Origin of the sequence: Nonomuraea indica (genome assembly GCF_002850745.1) — a bacterium.
In the GTDB taxonomy this organism is placed as follows: Bacteria; Actinomycetota; Actinomycetes; order Streptosporangiales; family Streptosporangiaceae; genus Nonomuraea; species Nonomuraea indica.
The window spans coordinates 175,905-191,596 of the sequence record NZ_KZ559478.1; the positions used below are offsets into that span (position 1 = coordinate 175,905).

Genomic DNA, 15,692 nt, shown 5'->3' on the forward strand with positions numbered 1-15,692 from the left:
AGCGGCCCCGCCGGCTGCCCGACCCGACTGGTCGCGACCCCCCGGAAAGGCCCCCGGCACGCGGCCCTGGAAAAGCCCCAGCACGCGGTCCAGGAAGGGCCACCAGCCACGCGGTCCCGGAAGGGCCACCAGCTCACGACCCCGGAAGGGCCACCAGCACACGGTCCAGGAAGGGCCACCAGCACACGGTCCAGAAAGGGGCGCCAAAAGGAATCGGGCGACCCGGCCTGGTGCCGGATCGCCCGATCGGGGTGCTGCTGGGTGCTGCTGGGTGCTTCGAAGGCGTCAGAAGTCCATGTCGCCGCCGCCGGGCATGGCGGGAGCGGCAGGGGTCTTCTCCGGCTTCTCGGCGATGACGGCCTCGGTGGTGAGGAAGAGCGCCGCGATGGAGGCGGCGTTCTGCAGCGCCGAGCGCGTCACCTTGGCCGGGTCGATGATGCCCGAGGCGAACATGTCGACGTACTCGCCGGTGGCGGCGTTGAGGCCCTCACCCGGGGTCAGGTTGCGGACCTTCTCCACCACGACGCCGCCCTCGAGGCCGGCGTTGACGGCGATCTGCTTCAGCGGCTCCTCCAGAGCCTTGCGCACGATCGCGGCACCGGTGGCCTCGTCGCCCGCCAGCTCCAGCTTGTCGAACGCCTTGGCGCCGGCCTGCAGCAGCGCCACGCCACCGCCGGGGACGATGCCCTCCTCGACGGCCGCCTTCGCGTTGCGGACGGCGTCCTCGATGCGGTGCTTGCGCTCCTTGAGCTCGACCTCGGTCGCGGCGCCGGCCTTGATGACGGCGACACCACCGGCGAGCTTGGCCAGGCGCTCCTGGAGCTTCTCGCGGTCGTAGTCGGAGTCGGTGCGCTCGATCTCGGCACGGATCTCGTTGACCCGGCCGGCGATGGCGTCGGGGTCGCCCGCACCGTCGACGATCGTGGTCTCGTCCTTGGTCACCACGACCTTGCGCGCACGGCCGAGCTGGTCGAGCGTGGTGCTCTCCAGCTTGAGGCCGAGCTCCTCGGCGATGACCTGGCCGCCGGTCAGGATGGCGATGTCGCCGAGCATGGCCTTGCGACGGTCGCCGAAGCCCGGGGCCTTGACGGCCACGGAGCGGAACAGGCCACGGATCTTGTTGACCACCAGGGTGGCCAGGGCCTCGCCCTCGACGTCCTCGGCGATGATCAGCAGCGGCTTGCCGGACTGCACGACCTTGTCGAGCAGCGGCAGCAGGTCCTTGTTGGCCGAGACCTTGGAGTTGACGACCAGGATGTACGGGTCCTCGAGCACGGCCTCCATGCGGTCCGAGTCGGTGACGAAGTACATCGACGTCATGCCCTTGTCGAAGCGCATGCCCTCGGTGAGCTCGAGCTCCAGGCCGAAGGTGTTGCTCTCCTCGACGGTGATGACGCCTTCCTTGCCGACCTTGTCCATCGCCTCGGCGATGAGCGAGCCGATCTCGGGGTCGGCGGCGGAGATGGAGGCGGTGGAGGCGATCTGCTCCTTGGTCTCCACGTCCTTGGCCAGCTTGGACAGCTCCTCGCTGACCCGCTCGACCGCGGACTCGATGCCCTTCTTCAGGGCCATCGGGTTGGCGCCGGCGGCAACGTTGCGCAGACCCTCGCGCACCAGCGCCTGGGCGAGCACGGTGGCGGTGGTGGTGCCGTCACCCGCGACGTCGTCCGTCTTCTTGGCGACTTCCTTGACCAGCTCGGCCCCGATCTTCTCCCACGGGTCCTCGAGCTCGATCTCCTTGGCGATGGACACACCGTCGTTGGTGATCGTGGGGGCGCCCCACTTCTTCTCCAGAACGACGTTGCGGCCCTTCGGCCCCAGGGTCACCTTGACGGCGTCGGCGAGCTGGTTCATACCGCGCTCGAGACCGCGCCGGGCGTCCTCGTCAAACGCGATCATCTTGGCTGCCATAAGGCTAGACCTCCCAGATGCAGGGTGGCGTGGTAGTGGACCGAGCCGACGCCCGCGACGGCATGTGGGCCCACGACTCCGTTGGCGGACCCCATCGTCTCGATCCCCGTTGCTGGCACTCACGAACAGAGAGTGCCAACGAATTGTTTAGCACTCTACCCCGTCGAGTGCAAGCCGACGCCGCCCCCGCCCAGCTCAGAACAAGGGTTGCCCAGACAAGAACGAGAGGATTACCCGGATGGTCCGCTACGGCGGGCCCGCGAGAGCCCGCCGTAGCTTCGGGGGAAGGGGGACGAACGGCAGGCCGCGCCGGACTGCGCTGCCGTACGGCCTGCCGATGCGTGCCGGTGCCGCGGATCAGACCGTGCGGACGGATTCCGCCTGCGGCCCCTTCTGGCCCTGTGTGATCTCGAACTCGACGCGCTGGCCCTGCTCCAGAGAGCGATAGCCGTCCATCAAGATGGCCGAGTAATGAACGAATACATCCTTACCACCGTCTACCGCGATGAAGCCGTAGCCCTTGTCCGCGTTGAACCACTTGACGGTGCCCTGCGCCACTTCCGACTCCTCTTACTGGTCTCGCGGATCCCGCCCATTCGTCCGCGAGACCCGCAATCGTCATGACTAATGCTGAAATCAGCTGACGATCGCCTCGACCATACCTGTGGGACGCCGTTTGGCAACAGTGTCAAAGAACGAACTACACAATTCATCCTCGCCGGCTCGTTCAAGTTTGAAATTCCGCAAAAAGCGGAAGGCGCCCACAAGGGGCGCCTTCGAGGTGCTGCTGCGCTGCGGCGGCGGCCGGCGGGCCGGGCGGTTCGGGCCCTCCGCCGGACCGGCGCCTCCCGCGCCGTGGTCGCCGCCCGCCTGCCGGTGCGAGACCGGCGCGGAGAGCGGGCGTCAGCCGCCGGCGACGGCCGGGATGATGGAGATCTGGACACCGTCGGGCGCCGGAGTGTCCAGGCCCTCGGCGAAACGGACGTCCTCTTCGCCCACGTACACGTTGACAAAACGGCGAATCTTGCCCGATTCATCCAAAATGCGCGCGCCGATACCCGGGTAGTCCGAGTCGAGCTTCGCGAGAACGTCACGAAGAGTCGCGCCCTCGCCACTCACTTCCGCGTTTCCGCCGGTGTAGGTCCGCAGGATAGTGGGAATCCGTACCGAAACACTCATCTTTGCCTCGCCTTTCCTGGTTGTCAGACAGCCGCGCGGAACGCGTCGAGAGAGGGCCGGATCACGGCCGTGGGCGCCGCGTCGCCGGAGACCGCGTCGAGCGTCTTGAGCCCGTCGCCGGTGTTGAGCACCACGGTCTCCGCCTCGGGGTCGAGCCGCCCGGTCTCGACGAGCTTCTTCAGCACGCCGACGGTGACCCCGCCCGCCGTCTCGGCGAAGATGCCCTCGGTCGAGGCGAGCAGCTTGATCGCGGCGACGATCTCGGCGTCGGTGACGTCCTCGACCGCCCCGCCGGTGCGGCGGGCGATGTCGAGCACGTAAGGCCCGTCAGCTGGGTTGCCGATGGCCAGGGACTTGGCGATGGTGTCGGGCTTGACCGGCTGGACCACCTCGTGGCCCGCCTTGAAGGCGGTCGAGACCGGCGAGCAGCCCTGCGCCTGCGCACCGAAGACCTTGTAGGGCCGGTCCTCGACCAGGCCGAGCGCGATCAGCTCCTTGAAGCCCTTGTCGATCTTCGTGAGCTGGGAGCCGGAGGCGATCGGGATGACGATCTGCTCGGGCAGCCGCCAGCCGAGCTGCTCGGCGATCTCGTACGCGAGGGTCTTGGAGCCCTCGGCGTAGTAGGGCCGCAGGTTGACGTTGACGAAGCCCCACTTGTCGCCCAGCGGGTCACCGATCAGCTCCGAGCAGAACCGGTTGACCTCGTCGTAGGTGCCGTCGATGCCGATCAGCCTGCCGCCGAACACCCGCGCCATCGCGATCTTGGCCTGCTCCAGGTCGGCCGGGATGAACACGCACGCGTCGAGCCCGGCCCGCGCCGCGGCGGCCGTCACCGCGCCGGCGAGGTTGCCCGTGGACGAGCAGGACAGCGTGTGGAAGCCGAAGTTGCGTGCCGCCTCGACGGCGATGGCGACGACCCGGTCCTTGAAGGAGTGGGTGGGGTTGCCCGAGTCGTCCTTGACGTACAGGGACCTGATGCCGAGCGCCTTGCCGAGGTTGCCCGCCTGGACGAGCTTGGTCCAGCCGGGGTTCATGTTCGGCTTGGCGGCGACGTCGGCGGGGACGGGGAGCAGGGAGCGGTAGCGCCAGATGTTGGCCGGGCCCGACTCGATGTCCGCGCGGGTGACGTCGCCGAAGGAGTAGGCCGCCTCCAGCGGCCCGAAACACTCCAGGCAGGCGAAGCTGGGCCCGAGATCGTAGCGGGCGCCGCACTCGCGGCAGGACAGGGCGGTGGCAGGACCGAAGTCAAGCGACATGAAGCGAGGCCTTCCCTCATCTTCGCCTGCGGCCACCTTGACCGCAGACCGGAATTGGCACCTTGTCCCGGTCGGCCTCGCCAGGTCGCGAGTCTCAAGCCGGGAGGGTTGCCGGGGCTTCGCAGGGCCGGTCCCTCCACCCCTCTGGATGAGCAATATTCAGTTGTGGTGAGGTCGTCGGATCGAACTCTACCCGGCCAGGCCGCCCGCCTGACCAACCGTCTCGCCATCCGAGACGGACGGTCTCACCGATAGTCGTCGCCGAGCGCCGCCTGGACGTACTTGCGTGCCTGGTGGATGCGCGACTTGGCGGTGCCGAGCGGGATGCCGAGCTGCTCGGCCACCTCGTTGTAGTCGAGCTGGACGATGTCGCGCAGCACCAGCGCCTGGGCCAGGTCGGGCTTGTCGGCCTCCAGCGCCTCCATGGCGTCGAGCAGGTCGAGCCGTGAGCCGGCGATGACGCTGACCCGGCGCACGTCGGGCTTCTGCACGGGCAGCTCGTCGGAGCTCTGCTCCGCCGCCCGGCGCTTCAGCGACCGGTAGGTGGTGCGCGCGCAGTTGGCGGTCACGATGTGCAGCCACGTGCTGAACCTGGCGCGCCCCTCGAAGCGGCCGATGTTGCGGGCCACGGCGAGCAGGGTGTCCTGCGAGGCCTCCTCGGCGTCCTGCCGGTACGGCAGGATCCGGGCGCAGTGCCGCATGACGTCGGGCTCGATCCGCCGCAGCAGCTCGCCGAGCGCGCGATGATCTCCGGCTGCGGCGGAACGTGCCAGTTCCTCGGTTAGCTCATCAAGCGCCATAGCTGGGATCCTATGGTTGGAGGGAGCGTAAATGAACAGCGTCCTGCTTGCGTCCAACAGAGGCCCCGTCTCGTTCACCGTCTCCGACGACGGTGTCCTCACGATGCGGCGTGGCGGCGGCGGCCTGGTCTCGGGGCTGTCCGGGGTGGGCAAGGACCTCGGCGTGCTGTGGGTGTGCGCGGCGCTGTCCGACGGCGACCGCGGCGCGGTCCGCCAGGCTCCCGGCGGCCGGCTCGACCACGCCGGCTACGACACCGGCGCGCTGCGGATGCTCGACATCCCGGCGGCCACCTTCCACCGCGCCTACAACGCCGTCGCCAACTCGACCCTCTGGTTCGTCAACCACCTGCTCTACGACATCCCCAACACGCCGAGCTTCGGCTCGCGGTTCCACCGCGAGTGGGAGTCCTACCGCGACTACAACGGCGCGTTCGCCCTGGCGCTGGCCGAGGAGGCCGCCCACGAGGCGCGGGTGATGGTGCAGGACTACCACCTGACGCTCACCCCGGCGATGCTCCGGGCCGAGCGGCCCGACCTGCGCATCGCCCACTTCAGCCACACCCCCTGGGCGCCGCCCGAATACTTCTCGCTGCTGCCCGACGAGGTGGCCCGCGAGGTGCTGGAGGGCATCCTGGGCGCCGACCACGCGGGCTTCCTCACCGCGCGCTGGGCGCGGGCGTTCATGGAATGCTGCCGGTCGCTGCTCGGCGCCGGTGTGGACGAGGCCGCGGGCACCGTGACGCACGAGGGCCGCACCACCCGCGTCGGCGTCCACGCCCTGGGTGTGGACGGCGCGGCGCTCCGCGAGCGGGCCGGCGAGCCGGACGTCGAGTCGCACATGGCGGCGCTGCGCGAGCAGGTCGGCGACCGCCGCCTGATCGTCCGCATCGACCGCACCGAGCTGTCCAAGAACATCGTGCGCGGCCTGCTCTCCTACCGGGAGTTCCTGGCGGCGCATCCCGAGTGGCACGGGCGGGTGGTGCACCTGGCCTTCGCCTACCCGAGCCGGCACGACCTGCCCGAGTACCGCGAGTACACCGCGTCGGTGCAGCGCTGCGCCCAGGAGATCGAGCACGAGTACGCGACCGAGGACTGGGACCCGCTGATCCTCAACGTCGACGACGACTATCCGCGCTCGCTGGCCGCCTACCGGCTGGCCGACGTGTTGCTGGTCAACCCGATCCGCGACGGCATGAACCTCGTCGCCAAGGAGGGGCCGATCCTGTCGTCCCGGGCCGCGCTGGTGCTCTCGCGCGAGGCCGGGGCGGCGGCCGAGCTGGGCGAGCACGCGCTCCTGGTCAACCCCTACGACGTCTGCGGCACCGCCGACGCGCTGCACCGGGCGCTGGTGATGCCCGAGGACGAGCGCGCGAGCCGCCGCGAGCAGCTGGCCGCCGCGGCCACGGCCCTGCCGCCGCAGCGCTGGCTCGCCGACCAGCTCGACGCCCTCAACTACGATCAGGGATGATATTTCGCCATTCGCGATAGGGGTTGCCGGGATGTCCACCACCGCGGAGCGCATCCGGCTCACCCGCGACCGGGCCACCTGGCTCGTCTATCTCCAGCTCGGCGTCTTCTGCACCTACCTGTACGGCCTGAGCGCCGCCCTTCCCCTCCTGCGCCGCGACCTCGGCGTGTCCTACGCCGTCGCCGGGCTGCACGGCACCGCCATGGCCGTCGGCACCGTGCTGGCCGGCCTCACCCTGCCCGCCCTGTCCCGCCGGCACGGCCGGCGCGCCGCCACCTGGGTCGGCCTGGCCGGCATGAACGCCGGCGTGCTGCTCGTCATGGTCCCCGCGCTGCCCGCCACCCTGCTGGGCTTCGGCCTGGCCGGCTGCTTCGGCTCGCTGGCGCTGTACGCCTCGATGGCGGCGCTGAGCGACCACCACGGTCCCGCGGGCCCCGCGGCGATCAGCGAGGCCAACGGGGTGGGCGTGGTGTTCGGCCTGGCGGCCTCGTTCGCGCTGAGCGTGGCGGCGCAGACCGTCGTCGGCTGGCGGGCGGCGCTGCTGCTCACCCCCGTGCTGACCGTGGCCCTGGTGCTGGCCATGGGCAGGGTCTGGATCCCCGCGAGGAGCCGCGCCGGCGGCGGCCCCGCCCCCGCCGCCGGGGTGGTGGCTGCGCGCCCCGGCTGGCGGTTCCATGTGGCCGGCGGGGTGCTGTTCTGCTGCGTGGCGCTGGAGTTCTGCTTCAACCTGTGGGCCGCCTCGCTGGTCGCCGTCAACACCGGGCTGAGCGTCGAGGCCGCCGCGACCGGCCTGACGGCTTTCACGGCGGGCCTGGCGGCCGGGAGGTTCGCCGGCGGGTGGCTGGCCCTGCGGCTGCCGCCGCACCGGCTGTTCGTGGGCGCGTTGCTGCTGAGCGGGGCCGGTTGGCTGGTCTTCTGGCCGGCCGGCCACCCCGTGCTCGCCTACGCCGGGCTGGCGTTGGCCGGGCTCGGCGTCTCCTTGCACTTCCCGCTGGCCCTGGCCGAGCTGATCGCCACCTCCGACGGGCACCCCCACCGGGCCTCCGCGGCCGCTCCCATCTGCGCGGGAGCGGCCGTCGGGGTGGGGCCCCTGGTCCTGGGCGCGCTCGCCGACGGCTTCGGCACCCGCCAGGCGTTCCTGGTGGTGCCGGTGGCCATCGCCCTGGCCGTCGGCGGGGTGCTCATCGCCAGGTCGCGCGCGGCCTTCCATTCGCGGTAGCAGGCCCATGACCGAGGCCTCGCCGAGGATGTCCGCGTTGCTGCTAATTGATCCGAAACGACGGCTCTCATGGCTATCGTCTGCGATACGTGATCAGTTGCTCATGAGACTCGTGGATACGTCGTTGCACGTACCGACCCGACGGAGAAGATCGGCAGTGGAAGACTCCCATTACCAGGTGAAGGCGGCCGAGCTCGCCAACCGTGGCATCGACTTCAACGACATCCTCTGGAAGATCAGCAGCGTGTACACCAGCGTCTGGAGCGCGAAGCTGGGCGAGGAATCACTCGGCGTCATCGGCAACTCCTTCCTGCCCGACTACGAACGCTGGCGGGGCGCACTGACGCAGGATCTGCAGTACGGCAAGATCGAGGCCGAGGCGATCGGCGAGAAGGTCTTCAAGTCGGGTGACAGGTACCTCAAGGCCGAGGACGATGCCGCACAGGCCGTGCTGGCGGCGGCCCAGCGCTCTTCGCTGCCCAAGAACACCGATGCGCCAGGCGGCACGCCGTACTACGAGCAGGCGTGGCGCGAGAACAACATGCTCTCGGCGGGTGGCATCTCCACCCGCGGCCACATGGTCGCCGGGGGCGCGGGCGTGGTGGCGGGCGTCACCGCGCCGGCAGCCCAGTGGGCGATCCACCACGAGCGGCACCTGGTGCGCACCGGCCTCAGGTCCGCCGAGGCCAGCAAGGCGGTGATGGCCAACCTGATGCGGTGCAGGACGTTCTCGCTGGCGCTCGTCGCCGCGGTGGCGACCTGGTGGGTGACGGTCATCCCGACCGACGAGGATCTGAACTCGGCGGTGGCGTGGTTGGATCGCGCCAGCACCGAGGCCGGCAAGGCGTTCGGGCGCGACACCCCGGAGGTCCGCGAGGCGATCACGCGGGCGTGGGAAGGCGAGACGATGCGCACGGCCGATGCGCGGATCGTCGACTTCATGGCCGCCGGGTTGCAGGCCGGCTTCCGGGCCGGGCGCATGGCGGACGCGCTGGAGGGGATGGCGCAGCGGCTCAACGTGGTCCACAAGAGCGCGCTGGCACTGTCCGTGCTCCTCGGGGGTGCGATCATCGCCGCGGGTGCCCTCTCCCGCATCCATCCGGCGGCGCGGCTCGTCGCGGAGGCCATGGGCGGCAAGCTCGCCGCGGCGCTGGCCGTCTGCGCCAACCTGATCCCGATCCTCATCGCGCGGGGGTTGATGGAGGGGGCGTGGGAGGGCGCCACGGACGGGCTGGAGATCAACGGTCGTGTGGTGCCCGGATTCCGGACGCCGCAGGACACCACCGGGGCGTGACCTCTCCGGCTCCGCGGGCGGGCCCCCAGGGCCTCCGCGGCCGCTCCCGTCTGGGCGGGAGCGGCCGCCGGCGGGGCGCTCATCGCCAGGTCGCGCGCCTGAGCACCCCGGCCAGGCCCGGCGTGTCCCACTGGTCCACCACGAGCACCCTGGTCTTCGGCAGGTACCACTCCCGCTGGACGTACCTCGACTTCACCGTGCCGGTGGAGTACGAGACGCAGGTGGCCTTCCACTCGCGGTAGTAGGCCTTGTGGCCGGGGCCGACCTGGCGCAGGCCCTTGACCGAGGCCTCGCCGAGGATCTGGCCCCACTTGCGGTTGTGCGGGCAGAGCTGCACGTCGGTGGCCGGGTAGTAGGGGTGCTCGGGGGTGTAGGGGTTGAACAGCTCCCTGCCGTGCTTGAGCGCCTTGGGGCCGAACACCCAGAAGCTGTCGCACTCCGGCGCCCCCCAGCCGCCCTTGGGGGAGACGCACCTGCCGGTGACGACCCTGACGTAGTCGCCCTTGCCGTACACCTTCCAGGAGGCCGGCAGGTGCAGGGTGAGGCCGCCCCGCAGGTACAGAGGCCTGGTCGCGGTGGCGGCGGCTTCGGAGGCGGGGGCGGTCGCGGAGGCGGAGGCGGCGGGCACGAGGGCGGCCGTCGCGGCGAGCGCCGCGGCGGCGAGGACTGTCTTCGGCATGCCGCGACGGTAGCGCCGGCCGGTTGCAGCCCGTTTAGGAACGGCTGACAGCCGAGGCCAGCTCCGAGAGCAGGGCGACGACGCCCTCCGGGCCGTCCACGACGATGTCGGCGCGTTCGGCGAGCAGCGCCACCTCCGCCGAGCCGCTGCACACGGTCACTCCGGGCAGCCCGGAGCCCGCCACCGCGTCGAACGCCGCCAGGTCGCCGAGGTCGTCGCCAACGAACATCACGGACCTCGCGGCCCGCTCGGCCAGGAACAGGCCGAGAGCCTGCCCCTTGTCCATGCCGGGCGGCCTCAGCTCCAGCACCATCCGACCGGGCTCCAGCACCAGGTCGTGCTCGGCGGCGAGCCGGGCCAGCGGCTCGCGCAGCGCGGCGAGCGCGCCTTCGGGATCGGCCGCGCGCCGGGTGTGCACGGCGACCGCCCGGCCCTTGTCCTCGATCGTGACGTCGGACAGGCCGAGCGAGGAGAGCAGCAGCGGCAGCTCCGCCTCGGCCCGCGGGACACCCGCCGGAGGCGGCGGGGCGGAGATCCGGCCGCCTTCCCACCGTTCGAACCCGTAGTGGCCCAGCACCACCAGACCGGGCACGTCGGCGAGGCCGGGGCCCAGCTCCAGCACGGTGGCGGCCGGCCTGCCGGTCACGATGGCCACCGCCGCCACGTGCGCGCCCAGCTCGGCCAGCACGCCCGGCGCCTCGGGGTGGATCCTGGCGGAGGCGGGATCGGGCACGATCGGCGCCAGCGTGCCGTCGAAGTCGAGCCCGATCACGGCCCCGCCAGGATCTTTCAGGATGGCTTCCATGCCAGGGATGTTCTTCACGCGGCTGCACTACCCCACCGGTCAGGGGCGCATGCCCAGGCGCCGCGCGGCCCGGTCGCGCTGGCGGGTGGCGCGCAGCCTGCGCAGCCTCTTGACCAGCATGGGGTCCTGCTCCAGGGCTTCGGGCCGGTCGATCAGATCACCGAGCAGCTGGTAGTAGCGGGTGGCGGAGAACCCGAAGGTCTCCTTGATGGCGTGCTCCTTGGCGCCCGCGTGCCGCCACCAGTGGCGTTCGAAGGCGAGGAGCTCGAGATCGCGTTCCGTGAGGGGCTGGTGCGATGGTTCGTCGGCAGCACTGTCACCGCTGACCGGCGCAGTGTCCATGGTTTCCCTCCTCGAAGGCTGCGCGCGACGATCACGACACGCGCGTGCGGCCCGTCGCCATCGTAATGTGCCGAGTGCGGCTGTTCACGGCGGATTGGGAGACGTACAGTCACTAAGTGTGACCTCAGTCATCACGCTTCTCACCGACTACGGGCTTGAGGACGGCTACGTGGCGGCCTGCCACGGGGTGATAGCCGGCATCGCGCCCGACGTCCGGGTGATCGACGTGTGCCACGCCGTCCCGTCGGGCGATGTGCGGCGGGGCGCCGCGATCCTCGCGCAGACCATCCCGTACCTGCCCAGAGGCGTGCACGTGGGCGCGGTGGACCCGGGCACGGGCGGGGCGCGGCGCGCGGTCGCGATCGAGGCGGGCGGGCGGGTGTTCATCGGGCCCGACAACGGCCTGCTCTCGTGGGCCGTGCACGCGGCCGGCGGCGCCGAGGCCGCGTACGAGATCAGCAACGAGGAGTACTTCCTGAGACCCGTCTCCCCCACCTTCCACGGGCGCGACGTCTACGCTCCCGTCGCCGGGCGGCTGTGCGTCGGGCTCGCCCCGGCCGAGCTCGGTCCCGAGCGGCCGCCGTCGCGGCTGGTGTCGCTGCCGGAGCCGACCTCGCTCATGCGGGAGGACTCGGTGGAGGGCGAGGTGGTCTCGGTCGACCGCCACGGCAACACGCAGACCTCCATCACCGCGGTCGACCTGGAGGCGCTGGGGGTCCGGGTCGGCGACACGCTGGCGGTGTGGCTGGGCAGGCGGCAGCTGTCGATGCCGTACCGGGAGACGTACGCGGCGGTGCCGCCCGGCGAGCTGGTGGCGTTCACCGACTCGGTGGGGCTGGTGGCGCTCGCGGTCAACTCGGGGGACGCGGCCCAGCGGTTGGGCCTGCCCCCCGGCGCACATATCCGGATTTGTCCGTCGCGGTGAGGCGAACTCCCACATAAGCCAATTACGGCGCGTATCGGACTGTTTACTGAAGCGTCGCACTACGGGCGCGGACGGCTGTCACAATCTCCGGCATCGGGTGGTCCCCTCCTGCCCCAGAGGTCGACGTGTGTCAGATGTCCGTCGTGTTGCTCGCGCTCATGTCCGCGATCTCGCCGACCGTGCCCGCCGTGCACCCCGGATCAGCCGGGTCAGCCGGGTCCGCCTCCGCCATGTCCGCCTCCGCCGGGAGATGGCACGCCTGGTCGGCGACGACGCACCTCCCCGCGTCCGTGCGCGGCACCAGCCCGTCCGGCGCCCGGGTCACCTACCTGCTGGCCGGGGCCGCCCGCGAGACGTCCTGCCGGCGCGCGTTCCGGCCCGCCGCCCTGCGCATGCTGCGCGGCTGCGTGACCGCGCTGCTCGCCACCTACACCGACGTCACGCAGACCTACGTCGTCACGGCCGGCGTCACGGTCCTGGCCCGGCCCGGCGCGGCGCGGGCGACCGCCGGGATACCGCCCGGCGCGACCGCCGAGGTGCGCGTGAGGCGGCTGCGGGCGCTCGTACGGCCACTGGCCGTCCCCGGCGGCCCCGCCGAGCGCTTCGGCGCGCACCAGTGCCTCACCGGCTTCGCCGTGGCCTCCGGTGACGGCCGCGTCGTGGCGACCGCGGCCGGGTACGCCGACGGCCGGCCGTACCGGCGGGGGACGCAGGTGGCCCCCCGGCTCGCGGACGGCGCGCGGCTGATCGCGCGGGCGCTGCATCGGGACCTTCCGCGGTGATCCGCCCCCGGACGGGCCTGCTGGCCCTCTGCCTCGCCGTCCCCATGCTCGCGCCCCTGGCGACCCGTACGCCCCCGCCGCCCACGACCCGCGCGGCCCCGCCCCTCACGACCCACATGCCCCAGACCGTCAAGACCCACATGCCCCAGACCCTCGCGGCCGGGACGTCCCGGGCTCCGCAGGCGGGCGCCGGCGCGGGCTCTCCCGCCGCCCGGCCGGTGACGCCCGACGGGCAGTGGCAGCACTCCGCGCTGCGGCTGCCCGAAGCCTGGCGGCTGAGCACCGGCGAGGGCGTGCTGGTCGCCGTCCTCGACACCGGCGTGAACGGCCGCCACCCGGACCTCACCGGCTCCGTCGTCCCCGGCCCCGACCTCACCGGCCTGGCCCGCGCGCCCGGCCGGTGGGGCCACCACGGCACCGCGATGGCCAGCCTCATCGCGGGCCACGGCCACGAGACCCCCGGGCGTGCCTGGCAGCGCGGCCGGGTCGAGCGCGCGAGCACCGGAGACCCGCGCGCCGCCGTGGCCGGACCGGTGGGCGTGGTCGGCGCGGCTCCGTCGGCGCGGATCCTGTCGGTACGGGTCACGCTGGAGAACGGCGACCCCCTGCGCGCCCAGGGCCGGCCCGGCAACCCCGGCGCTCTCGCCGCCGGCATCCGCTACGCCGTGGACCGCGGTGCGGACGTCATCAGCATGTCGCTGGGCGGCGGCGACGGCTCCTGGGAGGGCTCGGCGGCCGAGGAGGAGGCCGTGCAGTACGCCATCTCCCGCGGCGCCGTGCTCGTGGCCTCCTCGGGCAACGACGGGGAGACGACGAACCGCCGCAACTTCCCCGCCGCCTACCCCGGCGTGATCGCGGTGGGGGCGGTGGACCGGCGGCTCAGGGTGGCCGGGTTCTCCAACCGGCAGGACTACGTCTCGGTGGTCGCCCCGGGCACCGGGATCGTCACCGCCGACGGCCACGGCTCCTACGTGATGGGCGACGGCACGAGCTCCGCGTCGGCCCTGGTGGCCGGGATCGCCGCGCTGGTCAAGGGATTGCGGCCGGACCTGTCGCCGTACCAGGTGCGCACCGCGATCGAGCGGGGCGCACGGCAGCGGTCGGCCGGCCACAGTCCCGCCTACGGGCACGGGGTCGCCGACGCGGAGCGGGCGCTGCGCGAGGCGCAGCGGATGGCGGGCCCGGCCCGGGCGGCCTCCCCGCCGGCCGGCCGCGCCGAACCGATGGGGAGGCCGCTGTCCCGGCTGCCGGTGATCGCAGCCCTGCTGGCGCTCTCGGCCGTGATGGCGGCCCGGGTGCTCACCGGCGGCAGGCATTCTCCCTAGCAAGCGCTTGTGTAATACTGCTGGCTATGACGCTGGCGATCGAGGGCTGGTTCACCGTCGGTCCGGACGGCACCCACCTGCTCGGCACCCGGTGCGGCTCCTGCGGCACGGTCGCGTTCCCGCCGCGGGGCGGCCCCTGCCCGGCCCCGGACTGCCCGGGACAGTCCATGGAGCAGACCCGGCTGTCGCGGCGGGGCCGCGTCTGGTCCTACACGGTCGCGCGCTACCCGCCGCCCGCGCCGTTCGTGGCGGCCGAGCCGTACACGCCCGTCACGCTGGCCGCCGTGGAGCTGGCCCGCGAGGGCATCGTGGTGCTGGGGCAGGTCAAGGACCTCGCGCCCGAGGAACTGGAGGTCGGCATGGAGGTGGAGCTGACCTGCGGACCGCTCGCCGACGGGCCGCTGGTGTGGATGTGGGGCCGGGTCTCGTGAGCGTCGTGGTGCTGGGCACGGGCATGCACCCGTGGGGCAAGTGGGGCCGGCCGTTCGCCGAGTACGGCGTGGCGGCGGCCCGCGAGGCGCTGCGGGACGCCGGCGTGGCCTGGCGCGATGTCGGGTTCGCCGTGGGCGCGGCCACGATCAGGAACGGCTATCCCGGCTTCGTGGCCGGCGCCACCTACGCGCGGGCCCTGGGCTGGTCCGGCGCGCGGATCGCGTCCTGCTACGCCGCCTGCGCCTCGGGCGCCCAGGCCATCGACATCGCGCGCACCAGGATCCTGGCCGGCCTGTGCGACGTGGCGCTGGTGGTGGGGGCGGACGCCACGCCGAAGGGGTTCTTCACACCGGTCGGCGGCGACCGGCCCGATGATCCCGACTGGCTGCGCTTCCGGCTGCTGGGCGCGACCAACCCGGCCTACTTCGGCCTGTACGCGCGCCGCCGGATGGCGTCGTACGGCTCGACGCCGGAGGACTTCGCCGCCGTCAAGGTCAAGAACGCGCTGGCCGGCTCGCTGAACCCGCTGGCCCGCTACCGCAGGACCGTCACTGCCGAGGAGGTGCTGGCCTCCCCCATGGTGGCCGACCCGCTCCGGCTCATGGACATCTGCGCCACCTCCGACGGAGGGGCCGCGCTCGTGCTGGCCTCGTCCGCGTACGCCCGCCGGCACGGCGTCACCGACGCGGTGCGCCTGGCCGCCGTCTCCACCGTCACCCCGGTGTTCCCGAGCACCGTGCTGGAGCTGCCCGAGTTCGCCACCGACTCGTGCGCGGCCGTGCCGCCGCCGGAGCGCTCCTTCCGGCAGTCCCTCGCGCACGCGGCCTACGAGGAGGCGGGGCTCGGGCCACGGGAGGTGTCGTTCGCCGAGGTGTACGACCTGTCCACGGCCCTGGAGCTCGACTGGGTCGAGGACATCGGGCTCTGCCCGCCGGGCGAGGCCGACAAGCTGTTGCGCGCGGGCGACACGGCGCTGGGCGGTCGGGTGCCGGTCAACCCCTCCGGCGGGCTCGCCTCGTTCGGCGAGGCCATCCCCGCCCAGGCCATCGCCCAGGTGTGCGAGCTGACCCGGCAGCTGCGCGGCTGGGCGGGCGCCCGCCAGGTGGCGGGGGCACGGGTGGGCCTGGCGGTCAACCAGGGCCTGTTCGGCCACGGCTCGGCCGTCATCGCCACCCGCTGACACGCGCGGCCCCACCTGCACACGTCGAGCCGCCGGCACGCCGGCACACGTCGAGCCGCCGACGCGCGAAGGCCCCCGCGGTGCGTGCGCACCGC

Annotated in this window: 16 protein-coding genes and 1 riboswitch; of the genes, 8 read left to right on the forward strand and 8 right to left on the reverse strand. The window is 72.3% G+C overall.

All coding sequences use genetic code 11. From position 1 onward, the window contains the following. Positions 1–285: 285 nt before the first annotated feature. From groL to CXR44_RS28890, 5 genes are all read right to left on the reverse strand, one after another. Positions 286–1,911 (reverse strand): chaperonin GroEL, encoded by a 1,626-nt coding sequence (groL, locus tag CXR44_RS28870; RefSeq protein WP_101789287.1) that lies wholly within the window; start codon positions 1,909–1,911, stop codon positions 286–288. 357 nt (positions 1,912–2,268) lie between these two features. After that, a complete protein-coding gene (locus tag CXR44_RS28875; protein ID WP_043633553.1) occupies positions 2,269–2,469 on the reverse strand; it encodes a cold-shock protein in 201 nt (66 codons plus the stop codon). Between the two features lie 345 nt (positions 2,470–2,814). Further along, a complete protein-coding gene (locus CXR44_RS28880) occupies positions 2,815–3,090 on the reverse strand; it encodes a MoaD/ThiS family protein (RefSeq protein ID WP_101789288.1) in 276 nt (91 codons plus the stop codon). Between the two features lie 23 nt (positions 3,091–3,113). Beyond that, a complete protein-coding gene (gene thrC / locus CXR44_RS28885; RefSeq protein ID WP_101789289.1) occupies positions 3,114–4,346 on the reverse strand; it encodes a threonine synthase in 1,233 nt (410 codons plus the stop codon). A gap of 13 nt (positions 4,347–4,359) precedes the next feature. After that, a riboswitch (SAM riboswitch) is annotated at positions 4,360–4,501 on the reverse strand. Between the two features lie 90 nt (positions 4,502–4,591). Further along, a complete protein-coding gene (locus CXR44_RS28890) occupies positions 4,592–5,146 on the reverse strand; it encodes an RNA polymerase sigma factor (RefSeq protein ID WP_101789290.1) in 555 nt (184 codons plus the stop codon). Positions 5,147–5,177: 31 nt separating this feature from the next. Here CXR44_RS28890 and CXR44_RS28895 point away from each other — a divergent pair, with 31 nt between their 5' ends. The 3 genes from CXR44_RS28895 to CXR44_RS28905 all read left to right on the forward strand — a co-directional run bounded on the left by CXR44_RS28895 (position 5,178) and on the right by CXR44_RS28905 (position 9,127). Continuing rightward, positions 5,178–6,614 (forward strand): alpha,alpha-trehalose-phosphate synthase (UDP-forming), encoded by a 1,437-nt coding sequence (locus CXR44_RS28895; protein WP_101789291.1) that lies wholly within the window; start codon positions 5,178–5,180, stop codon positions 6,612–6,614. 31 nt (positions 6,615–6,645) lie between these two features. After that, the gene (locus CXR44_RS28900) at positions 6,646–7,833 is read left to right on the forward strand and encodes an MFS transporter (protein WP_101789292.1); all 1,188 of its coding nucleotides are present in this window, start codon (positions 6,646–6,648) and stop codon (positions 7,831–7,833) included. A gap of 157 nt (positions 7,834–7,990) precedes the next feature. Next, a complete protein-coding gene (locus CXR44_RS28905; RefSeq protein ID WP_144070120.1) occupies positions 7,991–9,127 on the forward strand; it encodes a hypothetical protein in 1,137 nt (378 codons plus the stop codon). A 79-nt stretch (positions 9,128–9,206) separates the two neighbouring features. Here the strand turns inward: CXR44_RS28905 and CXR44_RS28910 are convergent, their stop codons facing one another. Genes CXR44_RS28910 through CXR44_RS28925 form a run of 3 tightly spaced genes read right to left on the reverse strand, consistent with a single transcriptional unit; the run spans position 9,207 to position 10,953 of the window. Next, positions 9,207–9,806 carry a hypothetical protein gene (locus tag CXR44_RS28910; RefSeq protein ID WP_180903751.1) on the reverse strand — a complete coding sequence of 200 codons (600 nt, stop codon included), beginning with the start codon at positions 9,804–9,806 and terminating at the stop codon, positions 9,207–9,209. Positions 9,807–9,840: 34 nt separating this feature from the next. Further along, complete coding sequence (gene otsB, locus CXR44_RS28920) at positions 9,841–10,611, reverse strand: trehalose-phosphatase (protein WP_101789295.1); 771 nt, start codon at positions 10,609–10,611, stop codon at positions 9,841–9,843. Positions 10,612–10,650: 39 nt separating this feature from the next. Beyond that, positions 10,651–10,953 carry a DUF3263 domain-containing protein gene (locus CXR44_RS28925; protein ID WP_101789296.1) on the reverse strand — a complete coding sequence of 101 codons (303 nt, stop codon included), beginning with the start codon at positions 10,951–10,953 and terminating at the stop codon, positions 10,651–10,653. Between the two features lie 118 nt (positions 10,954–11,071). Between CXR44_RS28925 and CXR44_RS28930 the strand changes: the two genes are divergently transcribed. The 5 genes from CXR44_RS28930 (at position 11,072) to CXR44_RS28950 (ending at position 15,597) form a co-directional block, all read left to right on the forward strand. Beyond that, a complete protein-coding gene (locus tag CXR44_RS28930) occupies positions 11,072–11,878 on the forward strand; it encodes an SAM hydrolase/SAM-dependent halogenase family protein (protein WP_101789297.1) in 807 nt (268 codons plus the stop codon). 134 nt (positions 11,879–12,012) lie between these two features. Beyond that, entirely contained in the window at positions 12,013–12,660 is a 648-nt protein-coding gene (locus tag CXR44_RS28935) for a hypothetical protein (RefSeq protein WP_101789298.1), read from the forward strand. Beyond that, positions 12,657–13,985, forward strand: a complete 1,329-nt coding sequence (locus CXR44_RS28940; RefSeq protein WP_101789299.1) for a S8 family peptidase — start codon at positions 12,657–12,659, stop codon at positions 13,983–13,985. Before CXR44_RS28935 ends, CXR44_RS28940 begins: the two co-directional genes overlap by 4 nt. A 26-nt stretch (positions 13,986–14,011) precedes the next feature. Continuing rightward, positions 14,012–14,416, forward strand: coding sequence for a Zn-ribbon domain-containing OB-fold protein (locus CXR44_RS28945; RefSeq protein ID WP_101789300.1), 405 nt, complete (start codon positions 14,012–14,014; stop codon positions 14,414–14,416). Next, positions 14,413–15,597 carry a lipid-transfer protein gene (locus CXR44_RS28950; RefSeq protein ID WP_101789301.1) on the forward strand — a complete coding sequence of 395 codons (1,185 nt, stop codon included), beginning with the start codon at positions 14,413–14,415 and terminating at the stop codon, positions 15,595–15,597. Before CXR44_RS28945 ends, CXR44_RS28950 begins: the two co-directional genes overlap by 4 nt. The last annotated feature ends 95 nt before the right edge of the window (positions 15,598–15,692 follow it).

Coding starts and splice junctions, on each gene's coding strand:
- groL (WP_101789287.1), bottom strand. CDS start 1,911: ATGGCAGCCAAGATGATCGCGTTTGACGAGGACGCCCGGCGCGGTCTC.
- CXR44_RS28880 (WP_101789288.1), bottom strand. CDS start 3,090: ATGAGTGTTTCGGTACGGATTCCCACTATCCTGCGGACCTACACCGGC.
- thrC (WP_101789289.1), bottom strand. CDS start 4,346: ATGTCGCTTGACTTCGGTCCTGCCACCGCCCTGTCCTGCCGCGAGTGC.
- CXR44_RS28890 (WP_101789290.1), bottom strand. CDS start 5,146: ATGGCGCTTGATGAGCTAACCGAGGAACTGGCACGTTCCGCCGCAGCC.
- CXR44_RS28895 (WP_101789291.1), top strand. CDS start 5,178: ATGAACAGCGTCCTGCTTGCGTCCAACAGAGGCCCCGTCTCGTTCACC.
- CXR44_RS28900 (WP_101789292.1), top strand. CDS start 6,646: ATGTCCACCACCGCGGAGCGCATCCGGCTCACCCGCGACCGGGCCACC.
- CXR44_RS28910 (WP_180903751.1), bottom strand. CDS start 9,806: ATGCCGAAGACAGTCCTCGCCGCCGCGGCGCTCGCCGCGACGGCCGCC.
- otsB (WP_101789295.1), bottom strand. CDS start 10,611: ATGGAAGCCATCCTGAAAGATCCTGGCGGGGCCGTGATCGGGCTCGAC.
- CXR44_RS28925 (WP_101789296.1), bottom strand. CDS start 10,953: ATGGACACTGCGCCGGTCAGCGGTGACAGTGCTGCCGACGAACCATCG.
- CXR44_RS28935 (WP_101789298.1), top strand. CDS start 12,013: ATGTCCGTCGTGTTGCTCGCGCTCATGTCCGCGATCTCGCCGACCGTG.
- CXR44_RS28945 (WP_101789300.1), top strand. CDS start 14,012: ATGACGCTGGCGATCGAGGGCTGGTTCACCGTCGGTCCGGACGGCACC.